This window comes from Symbiobacterium thermophilum IAM 14863 (assembly GCF_000009905.1).
Lineage (GTDB): Bacteria > Bacillota > Sulfobacillia > Symbiobacteriales > Symbiobacteriaceae > Symbiobacterium > Symbiobacterium thermophilum.
Map to the genome: position 1 here is coordinate 2,224,744 of NC_006177.1, position 23,905 is coordinate 2,248,648.

Below are 23,905 nucleotides of genomic sequence, written 5' to 3' on the forward strand. Positions count from 1 at the left end.
CAGTGCCCAACCTTACATCCCTTGCCAGTGTGCCCGGGGGTACTCGCAGACCGTGCGAGTTTCGCCAGCTCAGCGCCGGCGACGCCGATCCCACTGCTCGCCCTCGTGTACCCTCGTCCCCCGGCCCGCGTCCAACCGCACACATTTTGCCAGTTGTCCTGGGAGTCCTCCTGGGAGCTTCACCAGCTCAGCTCTGGCAGCACCGCTGCCACTGTGGCCCCCCACTTACTCTCCTCCCCCACCTCGTGCCCGGCCTTTCATCCCTTGCCAGTTGGCCCGGGAATACTCGAAGATCGTGCAAGCTTCGCCAGCTCAGAGTCGGCGGCGCCACCCCCACTGCTTTCTCCCGCTTACCCCCTTCTGCTGCCTCGCGTCCAAGCTCACACATGCTGCGACTTTCGCTGAAGGTCCCCACCCGTTGCTGGAGCTTCATGCCCGGAGCATCGGCCGCGTCACCCCGCCGTCACCACCGTCGTGCACCCCACCACCCGGATACCGCGGTGCCGTGCCACGTGACACGCAGACACGGTACCGCGTAACCCCCTGGTGCTGCACAACTTGACTCCCAGGTACTCTGCCGCTTGACTCCCAGGTACTCTGCCGCTTGACTCCCGGGTGCTGCGCAACTTGACTCCCAGGCACTCTACCGCATGACTCCCGGGTACTGCACAACTTGACTCCCAGGTACTCCGCCGCTTGACCCCGGGGTACGGCACAACCGGGCTCCCAGGCGCCCCTACCGCGCGATTCCCGGGCGCTGTACCACTTGACTCCCAAGCAGCTACCGCTTGACTCCGAGATGCCGTACCACTGGACTCCCAGACCCCCACCGCTTGACTCCCAGATGCCGTACCGCAAAAACCCCAGACCCCCGCCGCTTAACTCCCCGGCACCGTACCGCTCGCCCCGGGCGATCAGATCACCCAGCGACACACAGAGAAAAACCCGCCGGCAGGTCAGTCCTGCCGGCGGTACCGCTCTTCCTCCAGCCCAACCTTCCGTTCAAATGCCCGCACAAAGCGCCAGAACAAGTATAAGCCGACAACCAGCGCCCCCGCATCACCACCCAGTCCAGGAAACCAAGCCCCACCGTGGCTTCCAGCGGCGCCCGCTCCACCATCATGCCCAGACTGACCAGCACAACGATGAGCAGTACATAAGCCAGGCGCCGCTCCCACGGCACCTTCAATCCCTCCACTACATCCCGGACCTGAGTCCGTAGCTCTCGATCTTCCGATACAGCGTGCGTACGCTGACCCCGAGCAACTGTGCGGCCTGCGCCCGGTTCCAGCCCGTGCGCTCCAGCGCCCGGGCGATGTGCGCCCGTTCCACTTCGTCCAGCGTGGGGAAAGGTTCACCGGTCTCGCTGGCGGAACCATCCAGCCGCCCGGTTGGCCCGGCTTCCAAGCCGGCGCCGGCCTGCCCGGAACGTGCGCGACGCACGGCAAGCCCCAGGTCTTCCGGCGCGATAAACCGGTCGGGACTCAGGATCACACCGCGCTGCACCACGTTGAACAATTCTCGCACATTCCCACGGAACTCCTGCTGCATGAGGATCTCCATGGCGTCCGGCGTCATCTCCTTCGCCGACCCCAGCCGGGCCAGGAAGTGTTCGACCAGCAGCGGGATATCCTCGCGCCGCTCCCGCAGGGGAGGCACGTGGAGGGTGACCACGTTCAGGCGGTAGTACAGGTCCTCCCGGAACCGCCCCGCGTTCACCTCATCGGTCAGGCACCGGTTGGTGGCGGCGACGATGCGCACGTCCACCCGCCGGATGCGCGTTTCGCCTACCCGGCGCACCTCATGGCTCTCCAGAAAACGGAGCAGCTTGGCCTGCACCTCCAGGGGCATCTCCCCGATCTCGTCGAGGAACAGCGTCCCACCCTCGGCGAGCTCCACCAAACCCGGTTTGGCCGCCACCGCACCGGTGAAGGCGCCGCGCGCGTGGCCGAACAGCTCGCTCTCCAGGAGCGGGGCCGGCAGCGCCCCGGCGTTTACGGGAATAAACGGACCCGAGGCCCGGGGACTCCACAGGTGGACCGCCCTTGCGATCAGCTCCTTGCCCGTGCCGCTCTCGCCCTCGATGAGCACCGGCATGGACCCCTGGGCCACCCGCCGGGTCAGCTCCAACAGCCGCCGGATCGGCTCGCTGCGGCCCACGATCTCGACCTCGTCGCCCAGGCGCCGCAGCGCCTCCCGCAGCCCCTGGTTCTCCACCTCCAGAACACGCCGCTCCAGCGCCTTCTCCAGGACGGCCTCCAGCTCGGCCAGGTTGCACGGCTTGGTCAGGTAGTCGTAAGCGCCGGCCCGGATCGCCTCCACCGCCGTCTCGATGGAACCGTGTCCGGTGAGGATCAGCACGGGAAGGGAAGGCTGGATCTCCCGCGCCCGCCGGAGCGTTGCGATGCCATCCAGCCCCGGCATCTTCATGTCGAAGATGGCGGCGTCGAACTCCTCCTCCGCCAGGGCTTCCAGCGCCTCCGTTCCCGACCCCACGGCCTTCACCAGGTAACCCTTGCGGCCCAGTCGCCGCTGCAGGAGTTCGCGAAACGAGGCCTCATCGTCGGCGATCAGCAGGGCGTAGGTGCGCACGCGTCACTCCCCCTCCCAGACCGGCAGTTCGAACCAGACCCGGGTACCCTGTCCGCGGCGGCTCTCCAACCAGAACCGCCCCCCCAGGCCCGTGATGATGCCGTAGCAGGTGGACAGCCCAAGCCCCGTCCCGCGTCCCGGCGGCTTGGTGGTGAAGAACGGATCCAGCGCCCTCGCAAGAGTGTCCTCGTCCATTCCAGGCCCGTCGTCATGCACGCCGACCCGCACCACGCTCTCCGGTCGGGTGACCTCTCCTGCGCCCGCGGCGACACCGATGTCCGAGACGCCCGGCCCTTCTGAAGCCGGGGCGCCCGCGACCGCCTCCGCCGTGACCCACACGCGCCCGCCCCCGCCTTCCTCGATGGCGTCCAGGGCGTTGGTAACCAGGTTCAGAAACACCTGCTGCAGCTGATCGCGGCTGGCCCGAACCGCCGGCAGCGCAACGGGAACATCGACCGCCACCGCGACCCCCGCCCGCCGGGCGCGGGGCGCGACCAAGGCGGCCGTCGCCCGGGCAACGCCCGCCACGTCGACCGGCTCAGGGTCGGCCGAGCCCTGCCGGGCGAAGTCCAGCAGGTTTCCGGTAATCGCCTTGCAGCGCTGCACCTGGAACTGCAACTGGGCCAGATAGGCCGCCAGCTCGCCCTCGCGCTCCAGCGCCGCGGCCCCCTCGTCGCGGAGGCGGTCGCTCAGGTCCTCCGCGTAGGCCGAGATGACCGCAAGCGGGTTGTTGATCTCGTGGGCCACGCCCGCCGCAAGCTGCCCCACTGCGGCGAGTTTCTCGGACTGCCGGACCATCTGCTCCATGGCCCTCCGCTCGGTCACGTCCTCGATCACCTCGAGCCGTGCCGGTCCGTCGGGGCCCGCGCCGGCGATCCGGTGGTTCTGATACCGCAGGACCCGCTCCCGGCCGCCGATGCGCACCCGGTACTCGCCGTCAGGCGCACATCTGCCCCCGGTGCAGGCGCGACCCAGGACGGCCATGCAGGGGCCGCCCACACGGGCGTCGGGGAACCACTCCAGCAGATGCCGGTTTGCCCAGAGAATGCGGCCGCGGGCGTCGATCAGGGCCAGACCCGCCCCCATGGCGGAAACCGCGGTGTCCAGGAGGTCCCGCTCGGCCCGCAGGCTCTCGCCCTGAACCCGGAGTCTCTCCGTCATCTGGTTGAAGGCCCGGACCAGGCGACCCAGTTCATCGCGGCCGCCCTCCGGGATGCGCACCGACAGGTCGCCGGACCCCACCCGCACGGCCCCCGCCTCCAGCCGCTCCAAAGGCACCGTGAGCTGCAGGCCGAACACGATGGAGAGGCCGACCACGACGGAGACCATCAGCAGGGCCCCGCCTGCGAACTCCCAGGCCAGCCTTCGGACAGGGACCATGGCGTCATCCACCGTGGTCTCCGCAAGCACCCGCCACCCCAGTCCAGGCACCTCGGCGAGGTAGCCGAACGCCTCCTCGCCGGTGAGGGAGCCGTACGGCTGGTCAGGTGCGGGCACACCCGCCCACCGGTAACCGGCCAGCACGAGGCTGAAGTCCGAGTCGCCGATCAGGCGCCCGGTTTCGTCGATGACGTGCGTCCGCACGGCTCCACCGGCCCTGACGGCCGCCAGGTTGTCCACCAGCCCCCGCAGCGTGGGCCGGGCGATCAGGGCGCCGGCGCCGTCGGGGAGCGGCACGCCCACGGTGAAGAGCGGGCGGCCGTGCGGGTCGAAGGTGACCGGCCCCACGACGGATTCGCCGCGCCGGAGATCGGCCCAGTAGGGCTCACCGCTGTATCGAGCGGCCGGCTGACCGGCCACGACCTCCCGCCGGGATGCCCGGGACACCTCCGCGCCTGAGGCGTCGACCAGCGACACCTCCTCCAGGTAAGGCGTGTCCCGGAGCAGGGTGTAGAGCACCCGCTCCTGCTCGGCCGCGGGGGCCGAAACCAGCCCGGCGCCCTCCAGGCGGGCGAGCAGCTGCAGCTGCCCGGTGATGCGCTCGACGAACCGGGCCAGCTCCTCGGAGACCGTGCGCGCAGCGGCCTGGTTCTGCGCCTGCACCACCTCCACCTGCGCGGTGCGGGCCGCAGCCAGTCCGTACCAGCCGTAGATCGAGACGGGAAGGACCGACATGGCGATGCCGAACGCGAGCACCTTCAACCGCAGGTGGCCGAACCAGCGGGTCATGGCCCCACCTCCCCGGCGGGTACCTGCACATCGCCCGGGCCGGGGCCAGCCTCGTCGCCCCGCACGTGGGCGAACGCCATTCCCTCGGGCTTCAGCGTGATCCCCAGTCTCCGGACCACCTCAAGGTCGACCACGAGCTCCGGGTTGTCGATGGACTCGATGGGCAACGTGGCCGGGTCGGCCCCGGACAGCACCTTGGCCACGAACCGCGCGGCCTGTTTCCCCTGGGCCCGGTTGGAGTTGCCGTACGCGGCCATGAGCCCGGCCTCCGGCCCCAGGTCCAGCGGCCCCATCGCGGGCAGACCCAGTCGCTCCAGCGCCGCCGCAATCGCCCCCGCTCCGGATTCCAGCACGAATGCCGGCAGGAGCAATGCGGCATCGTACTCCCCGGGCTCGATCGCACCCAGGCCGGCCAGGGCCCCATCCAGGTCACCCGCCTCGACGGTGCCGAGGGACACGCCCAGCCGCGCCGCCGCCTCCTCCACCACCTCCAGGGCATGGAGCCCCGGAACCACCTGCGGGTCGTACAGCACGAGCACCCGCCGCACGTCGGGCAGGAGCTTGGTCAGGAGCTCCAGCCGCTTGCCCGACAGTTCCGCGTGCTGGTTGTCCACCCCCGTCATCAGGCCGCCGGGCCGGGCGTAGGAGTCGATCCACCCCCAGCGCACCGGCGAAGCCACGCCGGCCATCACCACCGGAAGGCCCGGGTTGTCGCTCCGGTGCAGCGTATCGGCCTCGATCCCGCCTCCGGCCACCAGCACGTCCGGCCCGGAGGCGATCGCCTGCGCGGCCAGGGCCGGCAGCCGGGAGCGATCCCCGCGGGCGGAGTAGACGGTGATGTCGACCCGGTCGGGCGTGTAGCCCAGTTCGGCCAGCCCCTCCCTCAGCCCCTCGACCTTCTCCAGCCGCACGTCGTCAGCCAGAAGGACAGCGATGGCCGCCGGCGCCGGATCGCGGCGGGCACAGCCCGCGAACAGCGCCGCGGCCAGGACGAGGCTCAGGAGCGCGACGTGCCGGCCCGGGCCGCAAAGACCCGGACGCCGGCGATGCCGCCCGTTCCGGTCGATCCGCTGGTCCATCATGTCCCCCTCCCTCGCCCCCAGTCTACCGACTGATGAGGTCTGCGCCTATGACACGAAGGGGCCGCTCTGCCTCCGGTCTTCGGCTGATTTTGGCGGCGATGAAGGGGGCGGGGCGGAGGCGACGTCCAATCCAGTAGATGACCGTGAAGGCAGGGGAGAGGTGACCATGGACCAGCAGAACCCACGCCGCGACCAGCGCCCGGAGCTGGACCGCGAGCCCAGCGCTACCCCGGAACCGACAACCCCGCCGTCGCCTGTCCCGCCGGTGCCGGCCTACCGGCCGCCGCTCACGTCGCCCTTCCGCACGTCCGCGATCGGGGAAGGCGGGCAGCCCGAACCCACCGGTACCGAGAAGACCGCCGACGATCGGCCCGACACCGGCCGCATGCACGGCCGGGGCGAAGACGGCGAAGCCGCGCCGAGGCGCCGCGCCGAAGGCGAGGAGTCCGGCGCGGAGACCGGCGCCCCAGGGCGAGATCACGCCATCCCCGGAGGAGCAGAAAGCATGCACAGCGATGCCGGCGGCCCGCCACCCGGCACACCCGGCGGCCGGGGCCCCGCGGCGTTCGCCCGTGACGAAGGCGGCCGCGACGAGGAGGGGACGTCCGGTCCCCGCGGTCCGCACGGGCCCCTGTACCATCCACCGCCGCCGCCCCCGCGCAGCAGGCGCCAATCCATCGTCGGCCCGCTCGTCCTGATCTTCCTGGGGCTCTTCTTCCTGGGACAGAGCCTGGGCCTGATCGAGTGGTCGCTGTGGGAGGTCGTCTGGCGGCTGTGGCCGGTCTGGCTGATCGTGGCCGGTCTCGACATGGTCTTCGGTCAGCGGGGCGGCTGGGCCAGGGCGCTGCTGGTGCTCATCGCCGTGGCGATCGTCCTGGGCATCGTCCTGGGCATCCAGCCCCAGAGGGCCATCGATCGGCCGACGGGGGCAGTGCCCTCGTCCCCGTCCCGAACCTTCCTCATGGAGCCGTCGGAGCGGGTTCCGGCCGCTCCGTCCCTGCCCGTGACCGGGCAGCAGCCGGAGCCGGTGACCATCGCCCAGCCGCTGGAGGGGATCTCGGCGGCGGAGGTCCGAATCGAGTCCGCCGTGTCCGTACTGGAGATCCGGGGTGGGGATCTGCCCGATCTGCTGATCGAGGGCACGGTGGTGCCGCTCATCGGCGAGCAGGTTCAGTGGGACTATGACGCCGTGGACGGGACAGGCGTCTTCCGGCTCTACTCGGACAAACCCACCCGGATCTCCTCCGGGCCGCGGCAGGGCGAGTGGGACCTCGTGCTCACGGACCGCATCCCGATCAGCCTGCACCTCAGCACCGGCGTGGCGGACAGCGACATTGACCTGACCCGGCTCCACGTGCCGGAGCTGAACGTGGAGGCCAGCGTCGGCGAGGTGTCGATCAAGCTTCCGGAAACGGGAGCGGTGAAGGGGACGATCAACGCCGGCATCGGGGAGGTCATCCTGTGGATCCCCGAAGGCCGGCCGGCCCGCATCCGGGTCGAGACCGGCATCGGGAGCACGAGCGTCGCCCCAGGCTTCCTGTACCGGGACGGGTACTACGTGACGCCGCAGTACGCTGACCAGGAGGACGCCGTAGACCTGGTGGTGACCGGCGGCGTGGGAACCGTCGATCTCAGGATCATGGACTGAGCCGGGTCTGATGTGCGCGCAAAGACCCCGCCCCTCTCGCCGGGGCGGGGTCTTTGCGCGCGTCTGGCCCGGCGCGAGTGCTCCGGTCCTGCCGCGCCGTCAGGATGCGGCGTCCGGACCGCCGGCCCCGCGGGCTTCAGCCAGTACAGGGAGGGCTGCCCGGACCTTCCGCACCACGGGCGCTCACCGCCGGCCCCGGTAGCCGCCCGGGATCACCCGCAGCCGGGGGGCGGGCCGCATGCGGCCGTGCATGTACCCCACAGCCGCACCGACCAGCGCGCCGAGCACGTGAAGAGAAGCCAGGAGCCCGATCAGGTTCAGCGGCCGGGAGAAGTATCGGACGGCAACCGTGGCATCCAGCAGGCTTCCGTCCACCAGCAGGATCGTCAGCAGGCAGACCTCAAACAGCGGCATGGCCAGGGCAGATCCCAGCGCAGCGCCCACCAGGGCCGTACGGTTCCGTCGCATGCCCGTGCCTCCCTCATCTACCGCCCGTACGGCCGCCCGCGGCCGGGCTCAGGATGGGTACGGGAACCGCAGGAGGCCGTAGACGAGCACCCCGGTTGCCGAAACGTACACCCAGATGGGCCACGTCACCCTGCCCAGGCGCCGGTGGGACGGCAGCAGCCCCCGGAGTCCCCGCCAGACCGTGATCAGGACCAGGGGCGTCTGCACCATGGCCAGGGTGAAGTGGCTGATCAGGATCGCCAGGTAGATCGGCCGCAGCCACCCCGGGCCGGAGAACGTGGACAGCCCTCCCAGGAAGACCCGGGTGACATACAGGACGAGAAAAAGCGCCGCGAGCGCAGTGGCCGTCAGCATGACCCGCTGATGCCGCTGCGGCTCCCCACGCCGCACCAGGCGTATGCCCCAGAGGATAAGGATGCCGCTCACCGAGATGAGGATGGCGTTGACCGTGGGCAGCACGGCCAGGATGCGGTCCAATGCAGTTCTCCCCCCTCCCTGCCGCCGTCACGGGCCGGGGCACCGGCCAGGCCGCCCGGCGCGGGGGAGCCTCCGTCGCCGGGCGTGCAGGCGCGCACCGCGACGGCGCCCGGCCCGGGTTGCCGCCGGCGCCGTCAGGCGCGGGTCACGTCCAGCATCATCGCGAGGAAGATCACGAACAGGTACAACAAAGACCAGCCGTAGGTCCGGTGGGCCCAGTCCATCTGCGGCGCCCGCTCACGCAGGAGGCCCACTGAGGCGGACACCATGGCGCACCCCAGCACGACCGATGTCCAGAGGTACAGCCGGCCGACCGTCCCGGTCCAGTAGAGCAGGGCCGCGGAGGGAATCAGGAGCAGCGAGTAGAGCAGGATCTGCCACTTGGTGGCCCGCTCCCCCCTCACCACCGGCAGCATGGGGACGCCGGCCCGCTCGTAATCCTCGCTGCGGAAGAGCGCCAGCGCCCAGAAGTGGGGCGGCGTCCAGAGGAAGACCACGAGGAACATGATGACAGCGGCCCAGTCGAGCCGTCCGGTGACCGCGGCCCAGCCCACCAGCGGGGGCGCCGCGCCCGCTGCGCCGCCTATGACGATGTTATGCACCGTCGAGCGCTTCAACCACATGGTGTAGACCAGCACGTAGAACAGCAGGCCGGCGGTGGCCAGCAGGGCCGTGAGCAGGTTGACGGTGAGCAGAACCAGGAAGCTGAGCGCCCCGGTGATCACGCCGAAGCGCAGGGCCTGCTCCGGTGTCAGCCGGCCTGCGGGCAGCGGCCTGCGTCGGGTCCGGGCCATGACCGCGTCGATGTCCCGGTCGTACCACATGTTGATGGCGTTCGCCGCCCCGCAGGACAGCGCCAGCCCGATCATGGTGACGACCGTCAGGCCCAGCGGCGGCGGTCCCCCGGCCGCCACCCACATGGCGGCAAACCCGGTGATGAGGAGCAGGATGACGATGCGCGGCTTGGTGAGCGCCACGTAATCCCGCACCACCTGGCCGCTTTGAAGGCGATCGCGAGCCTGCGCGAACATGGGGCCGCCCCCTTTACCTTCAAGATCCCTGCGTGACGCCGCGCGCCGTTCCCGGACACCGGGTCCCGGCCGCGCACGCCGAGTGCCGTTCCCGGACACCGGTTTCAGGCGGCGCAGGCCCCGCGCCCGGGGCTGGTCCCGCCCCCCCCCCGCATGCGCCCCCCTGCCTGGGCGCAGCTTCAGGACCGCGCCAGGTCCACGCCCCGTGCCCGGTAGGGAACCGAAATTAGACGGGTTCCGGGCAAAATCCTCCTACTTTTCTCACTTTCATGATGACAATGTTGCCAAACTCAGCCCGCCGAGCAGGAATCGTCTGAGTTACCGGATAATAAATGCACATCGCAGCACTTTCCATTTGCGGAGGGGGTCCACATGGTTCAGGAAGCCGCACTGCCGCGGGGCGTCCGCGTCGGCCTGGCGGTCAGCATCAGCGTCGTCCTCCTGTCGCTGGCCGGCCTTCTCGCGCTGTTCGCGTCGGCCCGTCAGCCCGCCCTGCCGGTCTTCGGCCAGGTCCCTGACTTCGATTTCGTGGACCAGGAGGGCCGGCCGTTCTCGGATGAGGACCTGGCCGGCCGTGTGCACCTCGTCGGCTTCATCTACACCTCATGCCCCGACATCTGTCCCGCGATCACGGCGCAGATGCGGGCGCTGCAGACCGAGCTGGCCCGGCTCGGTCTGACCGACCAGGTCCACCTGGTCTCCATCACGGTGGATCCGGAGTACGACACCCCGGAGCGGCTGGCGGCTTACGCCCGGATGTTCGGCGCCGACACCTCCTCCTGGCACTTCCTCACCGGCCGCCCGAACCACGTCCGCACCGTGGTGGAGAAGGGCTTCCTGGTGGGGATGGACCGCATCGCGACCGATTACCCGATCCACGCCGGGCACCACCAGGGGCACGACCACGGGACGCACGCCCACGGGCCCGACGAAGCCGCCGGCGCGGGCACCACGCACCGGTCGGACGATGCCCTCGGCGCTGACCACGGTCACGGAACCGCTTCGGCCGTGGACTACCGCGTGGAGCACGGCGGGCGGGTGGCGCTTGTCGACCGGGAGGGCCGGATCCGGGCGTACCACCACGGGAACCTGCTGGACACCGACGAGGTGATGGCGCAGATCCGCCTGCTTCTCGCCGGGAGGTGACGGCCGTGTTGGGGCCGATGGCTCGCGGCGCGTGGGACGGGTTCCGGCTGCGCTGCCCGGCCTGCCGCAGGGGGGCGATGTCCCGGGGGCTCTTCCAGCTGGCCGACCGGTGCCCGGTCTGCGGCGCCCCCTTCGAGCCGGAGGAGGGCGACTTCGTGGGGGCGATGCTGGTCGCCTACTCCGTCACGGCAGTGCTGGTGGTCATCGGCATCTACGTCACCGCCGCGCTGACCCCCCTGAGCCCCCGGACCCAGCTGGTCCTGTGGTGCCTGTTCGGAGCGGGATTCCTGATCGGCACCTACCGGAACATGAAGGGAGCCTGGGTGGGGATCCTGCACGCCATGACGGGGCTGCGGCGCGGCGGACGCTGACCGTACCGCGCGGCACCGATGCCGTGAGCAGCCGGTGATCGCAGCCGCTCCTCGTCGGCGGCCACGGGGTGGCGATGACCGCTGCCGCGCCACGTCGACGGCCACGGGGTAGCGGTGACCGCTACGGCGACACGAGGGCGGCCACGGCCTGGCGGCGACCGCTGCCGCGCCACGTCGACGGCCACGGGGTAGCGGTGAACGCTACGGCGACACGAGGGCGGCCACGGCCTGGCGGTGACCGCTACCGCGCCACGTGGGCGGCCACGGGCTGGGGGCGACCGCTCCGGGCAGCGCGGGGGCAACGCGCGGCTTTGTTTTGACCGACTGATCTCGCAATACCGGGTTGTCAGACTAGTCTTTTTGTACTACAGTGATGGTGGCCTCTCCATTGGCCACCCGAGCTCGGCCTACAACGTGAATCGTAGACGAGGAGCGGATGATCGGTGGGTATGTGGATCAGGCAGAGCGGCGTCCGGACCTGCGCGGCGATCCTGCTGGCCAGCGTGCTGCTGGCGGGATGCAGCACCCTGCCGCAGACGCCCCTGGATCCCAAGGGCCCGGTCGCCCAGATGCAGACCGGGCTGCTGCTCTACACCCTGTACATCGCCATGGGCATCGGCATCTCGGTGACGGCGGCCCTGCTCTACGTCGTCTTCCGCTTCCGCGCCCGCCCGGGCCTGACCGGCGTGCCGGTGCAGATCCGCGGCAACCACGTCCTTGAAATCATCTGGACCGTCATCCCGGTCCTCATCCTGGTCTCCGTCGCCTTCCCCACGGTGGAGGCCGCCTTCTCCACCGCCGTGCCGCCGGAGGGCGCCATGACCGTACGGGCCACCGGCTACCGCTGGTGGTTCGCCTTCGAGTACCCGGAACTGGGCATCGTCACCGCCAACGAGCTGCGCATCCCCGCGGGGCAGCCGATCCGGTTGGAGCTGACCTCCAACGACGTCATCCACTCCTTCTGGGTGCCGAAGCTCGCCGGCAAGACCGACATGATCCCCGGGCGCGTCAACATCGCCTGGATTCAGGCGGACGAGCCGGGCGTCTACCTGGGCCAGTGCGCCGAGTTCTGCGGCGACTCCCACGCCAACATGCGCTTCCAGGTCAGGGCCATGCCACCGGAGCAGTTCGACGAGTGGGTGCGGCAGCGGCAGGCCATGGCGCAGGGACCGAGTGAGCTGTCCGCCGTCGCGGCCCGGGGCCGGGAGCTCTTTGAGTCGAACGTCGGCAACTGCTTCGCCTGCCACGCCGTGGACGGGACGAAGGCCCAGGGCGTCGTCGGACCCAATCTGACCGACGTCGGGCAGCGCTCCACCCTCGCGGCCGGAATCCTGGAGAACAACTACGAGAATCTGAAGGCGTGGGTGCGGAACCCGGCCGACTTCAAGCCGGGCACCACGATGCCCTCCCACGCCAGGCTTTCGGAGCAAGACCTCGACGCCATCGTGCAGTACCTGATGAGCCTGAAGTGACGCCTGCCCCGCCGCTGCGGCGGGTCAGACAGCGCGACATCCGGATGCTCGGCCGGCTGCTCCCGGAGACCAAGCCGGAACGAGCGCGAATCCCCGTGAAACGGAGGTTCTGACCGCATGGCGACAGCCGCGAAGACGCTGGGCTTCATCCCCCGGCCGACCGCCCAGAGGGGATTCTGGTCGTGGGTGGCGACGGTGGACCACAAGCGCATCGGGATCATGTACGGCGTCACCGGCTTCTTCTTCTTCCTGGTGGGCGGCCTGGAGGCCTGGATCATGCGCCTGCAGCTGGCCCGCCCCGGGCTCGAGGTGGTGACGGCCCGGACGTTCAACGCCCTGTTCACCATGCACGCCACCACCATGATCTTCCTGGGCGTCATGCCCCTCCTGTCGGCCTTCATGAACTACTTCCTGCCCCTGATGATCGGCGCCCGGGACGTCGCCTTCCCCCGTCTCAACGCCTTCTCCTACTGGATCTACCTGTTCGGCGCCCTCTTCATCAACGCCGGCTGGCTGATGGGCACCGCCGGCGGCCACGTGCCGGACATCGGGTGGTTCGGGTACGCCAACCTGACGTCGGTGCAATTCACCAGCGGCCTCGGCCCCGACTTCTGGACCCTGGGCCTGCTGCTCCTGGGCATCGGCACGCTGGTCTCGGGCTTCAACTTCATCGTGACCATCCTGAACATGCGGGCGCCGGGCATGACCCTGATGAAGATGCCGGTGTTCGTCTGGACGACCCTGGTCACGTCGGCGATCATCATCTTCGCCTTTCCTTCGGTCACGGTGGCCCTGATCATGCTGATGTTCGACCGGACCTTCGCCGCCAACTTCTTCGAGGTGCTCAGGGGCGGCAGCGTGGTCTTCTACCAGCACCTGTTCTGGACGTTCGGCCACCCCGAGGTGTACATCCTCATCCTGCCGGCGATGGGCATCATCTCCGAGGTCATCCCGGTCCACGCCCGCAAGATGCTGTTCGGCTACTCCGTCATGGTCTTCTCCACGGCGCTCATCGGCTTCATGGGCTTCACCGTGTGGAGCCACCACATGTTCACGGTCGGGATGGGCCCCGTGGTCAACTCGATCTTCTCGCTCACCACCATGGCCATCGCCGTGCCGACCGGCGTGAAGATCTTCAACTGGCTCAGCACCATGTGGGGCGGACAGATCCGCTTCACCGCGGCCATGCTCTTCGCCATCGGCTTCATCGCCAGCTTCACCATCGGCGGCCTCTCGGGCTTCATGCACGCGGCCGCGCCGTCCGACGCCCAGCAGCATGACACCTACTTCGTCGTGGCGCACTTCCACTACGTGCTGATCGGCGGGAGCATCTTCGCCATCCTGAGCGGGATCCACCACTGGTTCCCGAAGGTCTTCGGCCGCATGCTGGACGAGCGGCTGGGCCGCTGGAGTTTCGCGCTCATCTTCACCGGTTTCCACACGTTCGCCTTCCCCTTCCACATCCTCGGCCTGCTGGGCATGCCCCGGCGCATCTACACCTACGCCCCGGGCCTGGGCTGGGAGAACTGGAACCTCCTCTCCACGGTCGGCGTGTTCATCCTCGCGGCCGGCGTCCTGGTGCTCATCGCCAACTTCATCGTGACGATGCGCAAGCCCATGGACGCCCCCGCCGACCCGTGGGACGGCCGCACGCTGGAGTGGACGCTCCCCTCCCCGCCGCCCGCCTACAACTTCGCGCGGGTGCCCGTGGTGCATCTGCGGGACGCCTTCTGGTTCCACAAGCACCCCGAGGGGAACGAGCGGGCCCTGGAGTACGAGTCGCCGCAGCCGGCCCCCATCCACCTGCCCGGCCCCTCCCTGATGCCGATCCTGCTCGCGCTCGGACCCACCGTGGCGGCGGTCGGCATGCTGTTCCTGCGGATGCGCGAGGCCTACGCCGTACCGGTGATCGTGGCGGGCTTCGTGATCACGTTGCTGGCGCTGTGGGGCTGGGCCTTCGAGGGCGAGGGCGGCACCCTGGTCGAACCGGAGGGAGCCGACTGAGATGGACCGCACCGCAACCCTGACCGAACCGGGGGAGGGGAACTGACATGGCGCACCACGAGCATGCCCACCGGGCACATCCCGCCTGGGCCCATGACGCCCATGCGCACCAGACCAACACCGGCATCGACAACCGGAAGCTGGGTTTCTGGCTGTTCATCGCCTCCGAGTCGATCTTCTTCGCCTGCCTGCTGGTGGGCTACCTGGTCTTCCGGGGCGGCTACCAGCCCGGCGTGGGGCCCCGGGACCTGTTCAACATCGAGCTCACGACGGTTTCCACCTTCGTCCTGCTCATGTCGTCGCTGGCCATGGTGCTTGCCGTGAACGCTGCGCAGCGGAACGAGGGCAGGGCGGCCAGGCGCTGGGTGCTGGTGACGGCCCTGATGGGCCTCACCTTCCTGGGCTTCCAGGCCTACGAGTTCACCCACTTCTACCACGCGGGACTCAGCCTCTCGTCCAGCGTGTTCGGCACCGCATTTTACACGCTGACGGGCTTTCACGGCGCCCACGTGGCGGTCGGCGTGATCTGGCTGCTCACGTTGCTCTACCACGGCCGCGGCAAGGGACTCACGGTGGACAAGGCGGATGACGTCGAGGTGGCCGGGCTCTACTGGCACTTCGTCGACATCGTCTGGATCGTGCTCTTCACCGTGGTCTACCTGCTCGAGTTCGTCCAGTAGGGGAGGTGTGCCCGTGAACACCGGAGAGTCCGCCGCCCGCCGGGCCAAGGTCACGCCGCTGCCCCGGCCTCACCCTACCCCGGCGACGTTCGTCCGGGTGGGCGTGATCCTGGCTTTCATCACCGCGGCGGAGTTCCTCATCCTGTACGTCCGGGGCATGTCCGCCCTGGTGGTGACGACCCTGGCCGCGCTCTCCGCCGCCAAGTTCTTCCTGGTGGCCGCCTACTTCATGCACCTGCGTTTCGACCCGCGCCTCCTCACCGCCATCTTCGCCGTCGGCGTAACCCTGGCAACCCTGATCACGATCGCCGTGCGGTTCATCAGCCTGGCGTAGGTCGGTCGGCCACCGAGCCCTGGCAGGGCCTCCAACCACCGTAGCCCGGGCGTCGACCCTCAAGCAACCGGGCGGGGCGATCGCGCCCCGCCCGCACGCATGGCTTCACCGAAACCGGGCTGCCCGCCCTGCCCCGCCGCAACCGAAGGAGGTGCACCCATGACCGCCGACTTGTGGGCCCATCGGTTCGAGGACCTGTGGTACCCCGATCTCCTGGCATGGACGGTGCTGCTCAACGCCGCCTACCTGCTGCTGGTCAACCTGTGGCGCCGGGCGTTCAACTGGGGACCGCCGGTGCCCGTCTGGCGGCAGGTTCTCTTCTGCCTGGGCCTCTGGACCGTCTACCTGAGCGAGGGCACCCCCATCCACATCATGTCCGAGCTGTACCTCTTCAGCGTGCACATGGTCCAGCATACCCTGCTCACCATGGTCATGCCGCCGCTCATCCTGCTCGGCACCCCGGAGTGGGCCCTACGCCCTCTGCTCAGGCGGCCATGGGCGAAGCGCATCCTGCGGACACTGGTCCACCCCGTGCCGGCGCTGCTACTGTTCAACCTGATCTACTCCATCTGGCACCTGCCCGTGCTCTACCAGGCGATCCTGCTCTACCACTGGTTCCACGCCGTGCAGCACGCCATCCTGGTGGCCACGGCCCTGCTGATGTGGTGGCCGGTCTGCTCGCCCACCCGGGAGCTGCCACCCCTCTCCGAGCCGGGTCAGATGGTCTACGTCTTCCTGGCCGGGCTGGCCCAGATCGCCGCGTTTGCCGTCATCACCTTCGCCGACGTGGTGCTCTACCCGTTCTACGAGGAGGCGCCGCGCGTCTTCGGCATCGATCCCATGTCCGACCAGCAGCTGGCCGGCGTCGTCATGCACCTGGCCAGCGGCGTGATCTTCGTCTTCGCGTGGATCCTCATCTTCTTCCGCTGGGTCGCCCGGGAAGACCGGGATGCCACGCCCGGCCCCGCTGGCCCTGACCGGGCTACCGTCTGAACCGGCGGGACCCCCGGGAACCGCGACAATCGTATATACTCTTACAATATCGAAATATAATACACAGCAATGCGATCCTGGCCCCCAACATCCGGGGCTCCACCGGCTTCGGCCTCGACTACCAGAAGCGCATCCACCGGGACTGGAGCGGCGACGACCTGAAGGACATCGAGAGCTGCAATCGCTACCTCCGTTCCCTGGACTGGATCGACGCCAACCGCATCGGCGTCCTCGGCGGATCCTACGGCCGATTTGCCACCCTCTCCGCGGCCGCCCGCCTGCCTGACCTGTGGGCCTGCGCCTGCGACATCTGTGGCCCGTCCAATCTCATCACCATGCTGAAATCGGTGCCGCCTTTCTGGAGGCCGACCATCAAGGCGTCCATTGGGGACCCCGACGAAGACCGGGAGTTCCTGATCGAGCACTCACCCATCACCTACGTGCACCAGTTGAAGGTCCCGCTGATGGTGGTGCAGGGGGCCATGGATCCCCGGGTGCCAAGGCCGAGTCCGACCAGTTGGTGGAGCGGCTCCGCGCCCTGGGCCGGGAGGTGGAGTACCTGGTCTTCGAGGACGAGGGCCACGGCTTCACCAAGCGTGCGAACCTGTTGAAAGCCCTCTCCGCCATGGCCGAGTTCCTGATCCGCCACCTGGTGCGATAGCGCCGGGGCGCCGCGCCGGCGACGGGCGGCCGTCCTCCTCTTCCCGCCTGGCCCCTCGTACCTGGGTGCGACGGAAAATCGTACCCAAGGCCGATCGTACATATTGAACCATTCCGAAACCGCAGAGCGTCTTATGGGCAGGCTCCACGAAGGAGGTATGGCATCGATGAACGCACGCCCCCGGTACCGGTTCGAACAGTTCTTCGCGACCCGGCGGATCGTGGCGATGCAGCCGGCGCCCGACGGCGAGTCGGTTCTGTTCGTCAGCGACATCAGCGGCCAGTTCAACCTCTGGCGGGTCGCCAGCCAGGGGGGCTGGCCCCGGCAGCTCACCCTTTTCACCGAAGACTCGGTGCGCGAGGCGATCTTCAACAAGGACGGCTCCCGCATCGCCTTCCTGGCCGACCATCACGGGGACGAGCAGTTCCAGGTCTACCTGATGGATGCGGTGGGCGGCTGGCCCGAGCGGATCACCGACCGGCCGGACGTCCAGTACAGCCTGGGCGGGTTCTCTCCCTGCGGCCGGTACCTGGCCTTCGCGGGCAACGCGGCCAACCCGCAGGACGTAGACATCTACATCTACGACCTGGAGACGAAGGAGACCCGGCAGCTCACCCCCGGCGGGGGGCTCCGGTACGCCTTCTCCTTCTCGCCGGACGGCTCCCGGATTCTGGCGGTCCAGTTCTACGGCAACACCAACCAGGACCTCCTGCTGGTCGACGTGGCCACCGGCGAGATCCGCAACCTCACCGCGCACGAGGGGCGGGAGGTCAAGTTCTTCCCCGGTCCCTGGCTGAAGGACGGGTCCGGCTTCTACTTCGCCACCAACGATGGGCGGGAGTTCCAGGCCATCGGCTTCTACAGCCTCGCCGAGGACCGATGGTCCTACGTGCTCACGGCCGATTGGGACATCGAGGGCGTGGCCCTCAGCGCCGACCAGCGGCTCATGGCCTACGTGGTCAACGAGGCCGGCCGGTCCGTGGTGCGCGTGATCGAGCGGGAGAGCGGCCGCCCCGTCGACCTGCCGGCCCTGCCGTCCGGGGTCATCCTGGACGTGCAGTTCGCCGGGCGGGACACCCGCAACCGGCTCTTCCTCCAGATGGCCACCTACAAGGAGGCCGCCACCATCTACCTGCTGGACATCGACGCGGGGACCCTCACCCGCATCACCGAGTCCATGCTGGGCAACATCCCTGAGGAGGTCTTCGTGGCCCCCGAGCTGGTCTACATCGACGCCTTCGACGGCCTGCGCATCCCGGCCTGGCTCTACCGGCCCCACGGGATCCAGCCGGGGCAGAAGGTGCCGGCGCTGCTCTCCATCCACGGCGGGCCGGAGGCGCAGGAGCGGCCGGGCTACAACTACGGCGGCTTCTACCAGTACCTGCTCAGCCGGGGCGTCGCCGTGCTCGCCCCCAACATCCGGGGCTCCACCGGCTTCGGCATCGACTACCAGAAGCGGATCCACCGGGACTGGGGAGGGGCCGAGCTGAAGGACATCGAGGCGTGCAACCGCTACCTGCGCTCGCTGGACTGGATCGACGGCGACCGCATCGGCGTCTGGGGCGGCTCCTTCGGCGGCTTCGCCACCCTCTCCGCCGCCACCCGCCTGCCCGACCTGTGGGCCTGCGCCTGCGACTTCTGCGGCCCGGCCAACCTGATCACCTTCGTGAACTCGGTGCCGCCGCACTGGAAGCCGATGATGAAGGCCTGGGTCGGCGACGCGGAGGAGGACCGGGAGTTCCTCATCGAGCGCTCCCCCATCACCTACGTGGACCAGATCAAGGTTCCGCTGATGGTGGTCCAGGGCGCCATGGATCCCCGGGTGGTGAAGGCCGAATCCGACCAGATGGTGGAGCGGCTCCGCAGCCTGGGCCGCGAGGTCGAGTACCTGGTCTTCGAGGACGAGGGACACGGCTTCACCAAGCGGACGAACCAGTTGAAGGGCTACGGCGCCATGGCCGACTTCCTCCTCCGCCACCTGGTGAAGGAGGGCGCGTGATCCCACGTGGCGCCCCGCCGCGCAAGCCAGGCGAAAGGCCGGAAGACCATGCATCGCCATGGTCTTCCGGCCTTCCCGCGCGTGTTGTCCGGACCCCCTCTCCCTCGTTATCCCCCGATGAGCACGCTCACCGCGATGAGGTACTGCCCCAGAAAGTAGGCGCTCATCACCCCGAGGTTGGCCCGGGGCAGGGGCCGCACAAACCGGTTCCAGGCCAGGATGGCGTCCGAAAGGTAGAAAAGCAGCGCCCCCGCCGCCGTGGCGGGCAGCCGCGTGCCGACGGCCGCCGCCACCATGAGCGTGATCGCGGCCAGGTACACGCCGGTGGCCAGGAGCATGCGGTTTCCGCCCTCCCGGCGCACGCCCGGCCTCATCCGGCGGAAGAAGAGCACCCCTGCGGCGGCCAGCCCCGCCAGCAGCGCGCCATCGAGGAGACCCCAGCCGGCCCGGCGCACCGCAAATGCGGCGATGTACAGGACGTGCGCACAGAAGAAGGACACCAGCCCCGCCAGGAAGCGGTTTTGCGGCAGGACCAGGAAGACGTCGCCCGCGACGGAGAAGAGCAGGCCCGCCAGCACCAGATACCCGAAGGCTCCGGCCTCCGGCAGCCCGGTGGCCGCCAGGGCGATAATCAGGAGCATCGTCCCCGGCTTGAACACGTACCGCAGCCAGCGAATGCCCCGCCAGATGGCGAACAGATCGCCCATGCCGGCAAGGCCGATGGCCACGGAAAGCGGCTCGAGCACGTCCTTCACCCCCAGTCCGAATTGTACCACATTGGCGTGCGGATCACACGACCACGGTTAATGGACGCGCTCGCGCAGTTCCCGCTCGGTCGGGTGGACCGGCCCGGTGACGAGCCCGGCCTGATCAACCGTCATCTTCACGGCCACCTCCACCGGGGTGTTCGGCCAGAAGTTTTCGCCCCACTTGTCCTCCATCGTCTTGTAGAACCGGGGAAACGCCAGTTGGGCGTGCTTGCCGAAGCCGACGGGATCGGTCACGGCCTCCTGGGTGATGCGGATGAACTGTGCGATCCGCTCGCGCAGGTCGGACGCCAGCACCTGCTCCAGATGCTCCCGCACCTCCGCGTGCTTGACTTCGGCCATCTCACACTCCGAGCGCATGATGTTGACGTTGCTGGTGATCTCGACCTTGAAGGCGATGCCGCCGTCCTGCCAGCGGGGCCGGACGCGCGTCCGGCCGCTGACGACCTGGGCGGAAACCGACCCGTTACCCCCGGTCGGGCAGGGTGCGGTGATCGTGAATCCGCTGGGGTTCCCCAGGAACCAGGCGATCACCTGGTAGGCGGCAGGCTCGAGGATCCGCTGGAGGTAATCGCGGCGAAAGAGGGCCACGCCGCTGAGGGTGACGGCCGTCGGGGGCGAGTTGGCCGTGATGGCCGGGCGGGGCACCACCTGGATGGTCGGCATCCACACGGAGTGCGTGTCCGATGCTCTGGCCACCAGGACGTCCTTCAGCCGCCACTCCAGCCCGCCCTTGGTCTGGAGGATGCCGGTGAGGTTGAAGGGCTGCAGGGCGCGCAGTTGCGGCAGGGTCTCCAGCACTTCCTGGGCTCTCCCCTCCACCAGGAACGGGCGCACCGTGAGCCGGATCTCGTGGTTGGTGGCCAGGACGTCCAGCACGTCGCCGATGCCGTGTTTGCGGGCGTACTCCTCGCCGATGAGCACCACCCGCAGGTGGTGGAAGACAAGCCGTCGGGCCGAGGCCAGCCGGATCAGGGCCAGCGCGTCGGAGAAATTGTCGGCCTCGCGCGCCACGACCCATATCGGCTCCTGGTCGCCCCCGATGCCGCCGCCCTGCTCGGGTGACAGAGGTCGCGGCACGTAGAGCGTCACCCGCACCGGCTCCTCTTCCCCCACATCCACGGCGAGCCCCAGCACCAGGCCGATGTCGTTGAGCTCGACGCGGCTCCAGCAGCCCGAGAGCAGGGCCGACCCGAGCGCCAGGAGCACGGACAGCGCCAGCAGCCGCATCCGCCTACGCACTCGTCCCCGCCCCCTGTCGCATGCGGATCAGGAGCGTGGCCAGGCCCAGCAGAGCCAGCACGGCCAGTTGCCCCGCGATGTGCATCCCGATCCACCACGCCTCCCTGGCGATGGACCGGCGGTACAGGGCCCCGCCTGCCCACTGCGCCAGGAACACCCCCGCCGCGCCCAGGATCAGCGTGATCCATCCCCGCCGCTGAATCCCCAGCGCCAGGCTGCCCTCCTCCACCGCCACGTACAGGTGCAGCGTGATGTTGATCAAGCTGCCGCAGAGCCAGAGCACCATGATTCCCGCCTGAATGCGCTCGATGGACTCCGTCAGCGCGACGATCGCGAACAGCTCGTGTCCCGGATACAGAAGGCGAGACGGCAGGATCGAACCGAACACCAGGCTGATCAGGAGGACCATGATCGCCAGCGCGAGGTGCGCGCTGCCCACCCCGATCAGCGTCCACTTGTACGGGTTCACCCGGAGGCTCAGGTGGCGCATGAGGCTGAGCACGATGAGGGACTGGCCCGCCCAGGGCAGGGCGAGCCACGCGCCGCGCAGGACGCCGGAGAACCCCTTCCACAGGAACGGATCGATCTGAAGCAGCCGGATCTCCTTCCCCACGCCGAAGGGCAGGACGAGGATCACCAGGACGAGCGGCACCAGCACGCCGTAGGCGGTGCGGGCGATAGGCTCCACCCCCTGGAGCACGGTGTAGATCGTGAACAGGGCAATCATGACCGCCAACACCCAGGCCGGGGTGTCCGGCAGCAGGAGGATCTTGGTGAAGGTCTGCACGTCACTGAGCGACATGGCGTAGATCAGCACGTTGAACGCGCAGTACAGCAGGACGATGGGGTAGGTTGCCCAGGACCCCAGGGTGCACCGGATCGCCTTCAGGGGATCCCGGTCAGGGAAGCGGCAGGCGATCCAGACCACCGCCAGGGCAACGACCAGCGCGTACACGCCCAGGATGAGCACGGTGATCCAGGCTTCCTGACCGGCGCTTTCCAGCAGCAACCGGGGAAGCATCACGTACTGCATGATGAACTGCGTCACAACCAACACCGAAGCGTAGAGTCCGCCGCTGATCCAGATCTTCACCGGGCTTGGCCTCCCTGTGGCTGCGGGGGACGGGGCCGGTTGTCCGGGCCGCTGCGCGGGTAGTCCACCGCGGGCATGAACCGCGGCCGGCGCCTGATGGCCCACCAGGGGACCCGGATGAACACGTCGCGCTGATCCGCGAGGGTGGGCGGCACGATGGGCGACAGGTACGGCACGCCGAAGGAACGGAGGGTGTTCAGGTGGACGAACAGCGCCATCAGTCCCACGACGATGCCGAAGAAGCCGAACGTGCCGGCCAGGACGATGAGGAAGAAGCGCAGGAGCCGCACGGCCAGCGACATCGCGTACAGCGGGATGATGAACGAGGAGATCGCGGTCAGCGCCACGACGATCACCATGACCGGCGAGACGAGACCGGCCTGCACGGCCGACTCGCCGATGACCAACGCGCCCACGATGGACACCGCCTGCCCCACCACCTTGGGCAGCCGCACGCCGGCCTCCCGCAGGGCCTCCATCGTGAGCTCCATCATCAGCGCCTCCATCACGGCCGGGAACGGGACCCCTTCGCGCGCCGCGATCAGGTTCGTGAGCAGGTTGGTGGGAATCAGCTCCTGATGGAAGGTGGTGATCGCGACGTAGATCGAGGGGCCCAGGAAGGCGATGAGGAGGTAAAGGTACCGCAGGGCCCGGACGAAGGACGAGATCGGCCAGCGGTGGTAGTAGTCCTCCGGAGACTGCATCTCCGCCACCAGCGTCGAGGGCATGAGCAGCACGTTCGGCGAGCCGTCCACCAGCACGGCCACCTTGCCTTCCAGCATCCCCGCGGTGGCCACATCGGGCCGCTCGGTGACCTTCAGGAGCGGGAAGATCGTGAAGGGATCGTCCTCAATCAGTTCCTCAATATGGCCGCTTTCCAGCACCGCATCCGCCTGGATGCGGCCGATGCGGTTGCGGACCTCCTGGACCATCTCCGGCGGCGCAATGCCCATGAGGTAGATGATCACCACACGGGTCTTCGAACGCTCCCCCAGGGTGAACCGCTCGATCCGCAGCCGATCATCCCGGATGCGACGGCGGATGAGGGCCAGGTTGTCCGACAGGGTCTCGGTGAAGCCATCCTTCGGCCCCCGCACCACCGGTTCGGTGAGCGGCTCGTCGGGCTGACGGCCGGGCGGCCCGTCGGTGGGCAGCACCAGTGCGAAGGGCATCCCGTCCACGAAGAGGATGGTGTCGCCGGTCACCAGCGCCTCCAGGGCCTGCCCGAGGCTGGTCACCGACCGGAGCGTAACGCTGGGGATCATCTGCTGCAGCGTCCTGAGGCAGCCGTCCACGGAGTCGGTGGGCACCGCCTCCCGGTGGCTCTGGACCGCCAGCGACTCGAGGATCGTCATCACCTGCATCCGTTCCGCCAGGCCGTCCACGCAGAAAAGCGCCGCGGGCACCCGGTTCGCGCCGAGGTACAGGCTCCGTTCCAGCAGATCCGAGCTGTAGCCCATCAGCGTCCGCACCATTTCCCGGTTCTCCGCCAGCGCAGGGCTGACGGGCATGTTGCCCTTCTCGGCGGCCAGGGCCAGCTGGACCTCGTCCGGCAGCCAGGCCCCCCCGCAGGCCTCCACCTGCGCCGCCAGGGCGTCGGCCGGCGCCACCTGCCAGCGGCGCAGATACTGGATGATCTTCTGGTGGTCCACCGGCAGTCGCACCTCCCCGCCGCC

Annotated in this window: 19 protein-coding genes and 1 pseudogene; 10 read left to right on the forward strand and 10 right to left on the reverse strand. The window is 69.0% G+C overall.

Features of this window, described 5'->3' with window-relative positions:
- Positions 1-1,197: 1,197 nt before the first annotated feature.
- From STH_RS10470 to STH_RS10480, 3 genes are read right to left on the reverse strand one after another with little or no spacing between them, the layout of a single operon-like run.
- Positions 1,198-2,592 (reverse strand): sigma-54-dependent transcriptional regulator, encoded by a 1,395-nt coding sequence (locus tag STH_RS10470; protein WP_011196212.1) that lies wholly within the window; start codon positions 2,590-2,592, stop codon positions 1,198-1,200.
- 3 nt (positions 2,593-2,595) lie between these two features.
- Positions 2,596-4,761: a PAS domain-containing sensor histidine kinase gene (locus tag STH_RS10475; protein ID WP_011196213.1), complete on the reverse strand. Its 2,166-nt coding sequence runs from the start codon at positions 4,759-4,761 to the stop codon at positions 2,596-2,598.
- Positions 4,758-5,840 carry an ABC transporter substrate-binding protein gene (locus STH_RS10480; protein ID WP_011196214.1) on the reverse strand — a complete coding sequence of 361 codons (1,083 nt, stop codon included), beginning with the start codon at positions 5,838-5,840 and terminating at the stop codon, positions 4,758-4,760. Before STH_RS10480 ends, STH_RS10475 begins: the two co-directional genes overlap by 4 nt.
- Before the next feature lie 169 nt (positions 5,841-6,009).
- Between STH_RS10480 and STH_RS10485 the strand changes: the two genes are divergently transcribed.
- On the forward strand, positions 6,010-7,491 hold the full coding sequence (locus STH_RS10485; RefSeq protein WP_043713898.1) for a LiaI-LiaF-like domain-containing protein: 1,482 nt from the start codon (positions 6,010-6,012) through the stop codon (positions 7,489-7,491).
- A gap of 183 nt (positions 7,492-7,674) precedes the next feature.
- Here the strand turns inward: STH_RS10485 and STH_RS10490 are convergent, their stop codons facing one another.
- The 3 genes from STH_RS10490 to STH_RS10500 form a co-directional block, all read right to left on the reverse strand.
- Positions 7,675-7,959 (reverse strand): hypothetical protein, encoded by a 285-nt coding sequence (locus STH_RS10490; RefSeq protein ID WP_011196216.1) that lies wholly within the window; start codon positions 7,957-7,959, stop codon positions 7,675-7,677.
- A gap of 48 nt (positions 7,960-8,007) precedes the next feature.
- On the reverse strand, positions 8,008-8,436 hold the full coding sequence (locus STH_RS10495; RefSeq protein ID WP_011196217.1) for a DUF420 domain-containing protein: 429 nt from the start codon (positions 8,434-8,436) through the stop codon (positions 8,008-8,010).
- Positions 8,437-8,570: 134 nt separating this feature from the next.
- The gene (locus STH_RS10500) at positions 8,571-9,467 is read right to left on the reverse strand and encodes a heme o synthase (protein ID WP_011196218.1); all 897 of its coding nucleotides are present in this window, start codon (positions 9,465-9,467) and stop codon (positions 8,571-8,573) included.
- A gap of 372 nt (positions 9,468-9,839) precedes the next feature.
- Between STH_RS10500 and STH_RS17310 the strand changes: the two genes are divergently transcribed.
- From STH_RS17310 to STH_RS10545, 9 genes and pseudogenes are all read left to right on the forward strand, one after another.
- On the forward strand, positions 9,840-10,613 hold the full coding sequence (locus tag STH_RS17310) for an SCO family protein (protein ID WP_011196219.1): 774 nt from the start codon (positions 9,840-9,842) through the stop codon (positions 10,611-10,613).
- 5 nt (positions 10,614-10,618) lie between these two features.
- Positions 10,619-10,984: a DUF983 domain-containing protein gene (locus tag STH_RS10510; RefSeq protein ID WP_011196220.1), complete on the forward strand. Its 366-nt coding sequence runs from the start codon at positions 10,619-10,621 to the stop codon at positions 10,982-10,984.
- A 449-nt stretch (positions 10,985-11,433) separates the two neighbouring features.
- Positions 11,434-12,456 carry a cytochrome c oxidase subunit II gene (gene coxB, locus STH_RS10515; RefSeq protein ID WP_043713900.1) on the forward strand — a complete coding sequence of 341 codons (1,023 nt, stop codon included), beginning with the start codon at positions 11,434-11,436 and terminating at the stop codon, positions 12,454-12,456.
- A 117-nt stretch (positions 12,457-12,573) separates the two neighbouring features.
- Positions 12,574-14,460, forward strand: a complete 1,887-nt coding sequence (gene ctaD / locus STH_RS10520) for a cytochrome c oxidase subunit I (RefSeq protein ID WP_011196222.1) — start codon at positions 12,574-12,576, stop codon at positions 14,458-14,460.
- A 47-nt stretch (positions 14,461-14,507) separates the two neighbouring features.
- Positions 14,508-15,140 carry a cytochrome (ubi)quinol oxidase subunit III gene (locus STH_RS10525; protein WP_011196223.1) on the forward strand — a complete coding sequence of 211 codons (633 nt, stop codon included), beginning with the start codon at positions 14,508-14,510 and terminating at the stop codon, positions 15,138-15,140.
- 13 nt (positions 15,141-15,153) lie between these two features.
- Complete coding sequence (locus STH_RS18015; protein ID WP_158506926.1) at positions 15,154-15,474, forward strand: cytochrome C oxidase subunit IV family protein; 321 nt, start codon at positions 15,154-15,156, stop codon at positions 15,472-15,474.
- A gap of 159 nt (positions 15,475-15,633) precedes the next feature.
- Entirely contained in the window at positions 15,634-16,467 is an 834-nt protein-coding gene (locus tag STH_RS10535; RefSeq protein WP_043713901.1) for a cytochrome c oxidase assembly protein, read from the forward strand.
- 131 nt (positions 16,468-16,598) lie between these two features.
- Positions 16,599-17,128: pseudogene (locus STH_RS19950) on the forward strand (alpha/beta hydrolase family protein).
- 166 nt (positions 17,129-17,294) lie between these two features.
- Positions 17,295-19,127 (forward strand): S9 family peptidase, encoded by a 1,833-nt coding sequence (locus STH_RS10545; RefSeq protein ID WP_011196227.1) that lies wholly within the window; start codon positions 17,295-17,297, stop codon positions 19,125-19,127.
- Between the two features lie 107 nt (positions 19,128-19,234).
- Here the strand turns inward: STH_RS10545 and STH_RS10550 are convergent, their stop codons facing one another.
- Genes STH_RS10550 through STH_RS10565 form a run of 4 tightly spaced genes read right to left on the reverse strand, consistent with a single transcriptional unit; the run spans position 19,235 to position 23,893 of the window.
- Positions 19,235-19,873 (reverse strand): lysoplasmalogenase, encoded by a 639-nt coding sequence (locus tag STH_RS10550; protein ID WP_011196228.1) that lies wholly within the window; start codon positions 19,871-19,873, stop codon positions 19,235-19,237.
- Positions 19,874-19,930: 57 nt separating this feature from the next.
- Positions 19,931-21,136 (reverse strand): Ger(x)C family spore germination protein, encoded by a 1,206-nt coding sequence (locus STH_RS10555; protein ID WP_011196229.1) that lies wholly within the window; start codon positions 21,134-21,136, stop codon positions 19,931-19,933.
- On the reverse strand, positions 21,129-22,229 hold the full coding sequence (locus tag STH_RS10560) for a GerAB/ArcD/ProY family transporter (RefSeq protein ID WP_043713903.1): 1,101 nt from the start codon (positions 22,227-22,229) through the stop codon (positions 21,129-21,131). Before STH_RS10560 ends, STH_RS10555 begins: the two co-directional genes overlap by 8 nt.
- Positions 22,226-23,893, reverse strand: coding sequence for a spore germination protein (locus tag STH_RS10565; protein ID WP_148205556.1), 1,668 nt, complete (start codon positions 23,891-23,893; stop codon positions 22,226-22,228). Before STH_RS10565 ends, STH_RS10560 begins: the two co-directional genes overlap by 4 nt.
- Positions 23,894-23,905 lie beyond the last annotated feature (12 nt).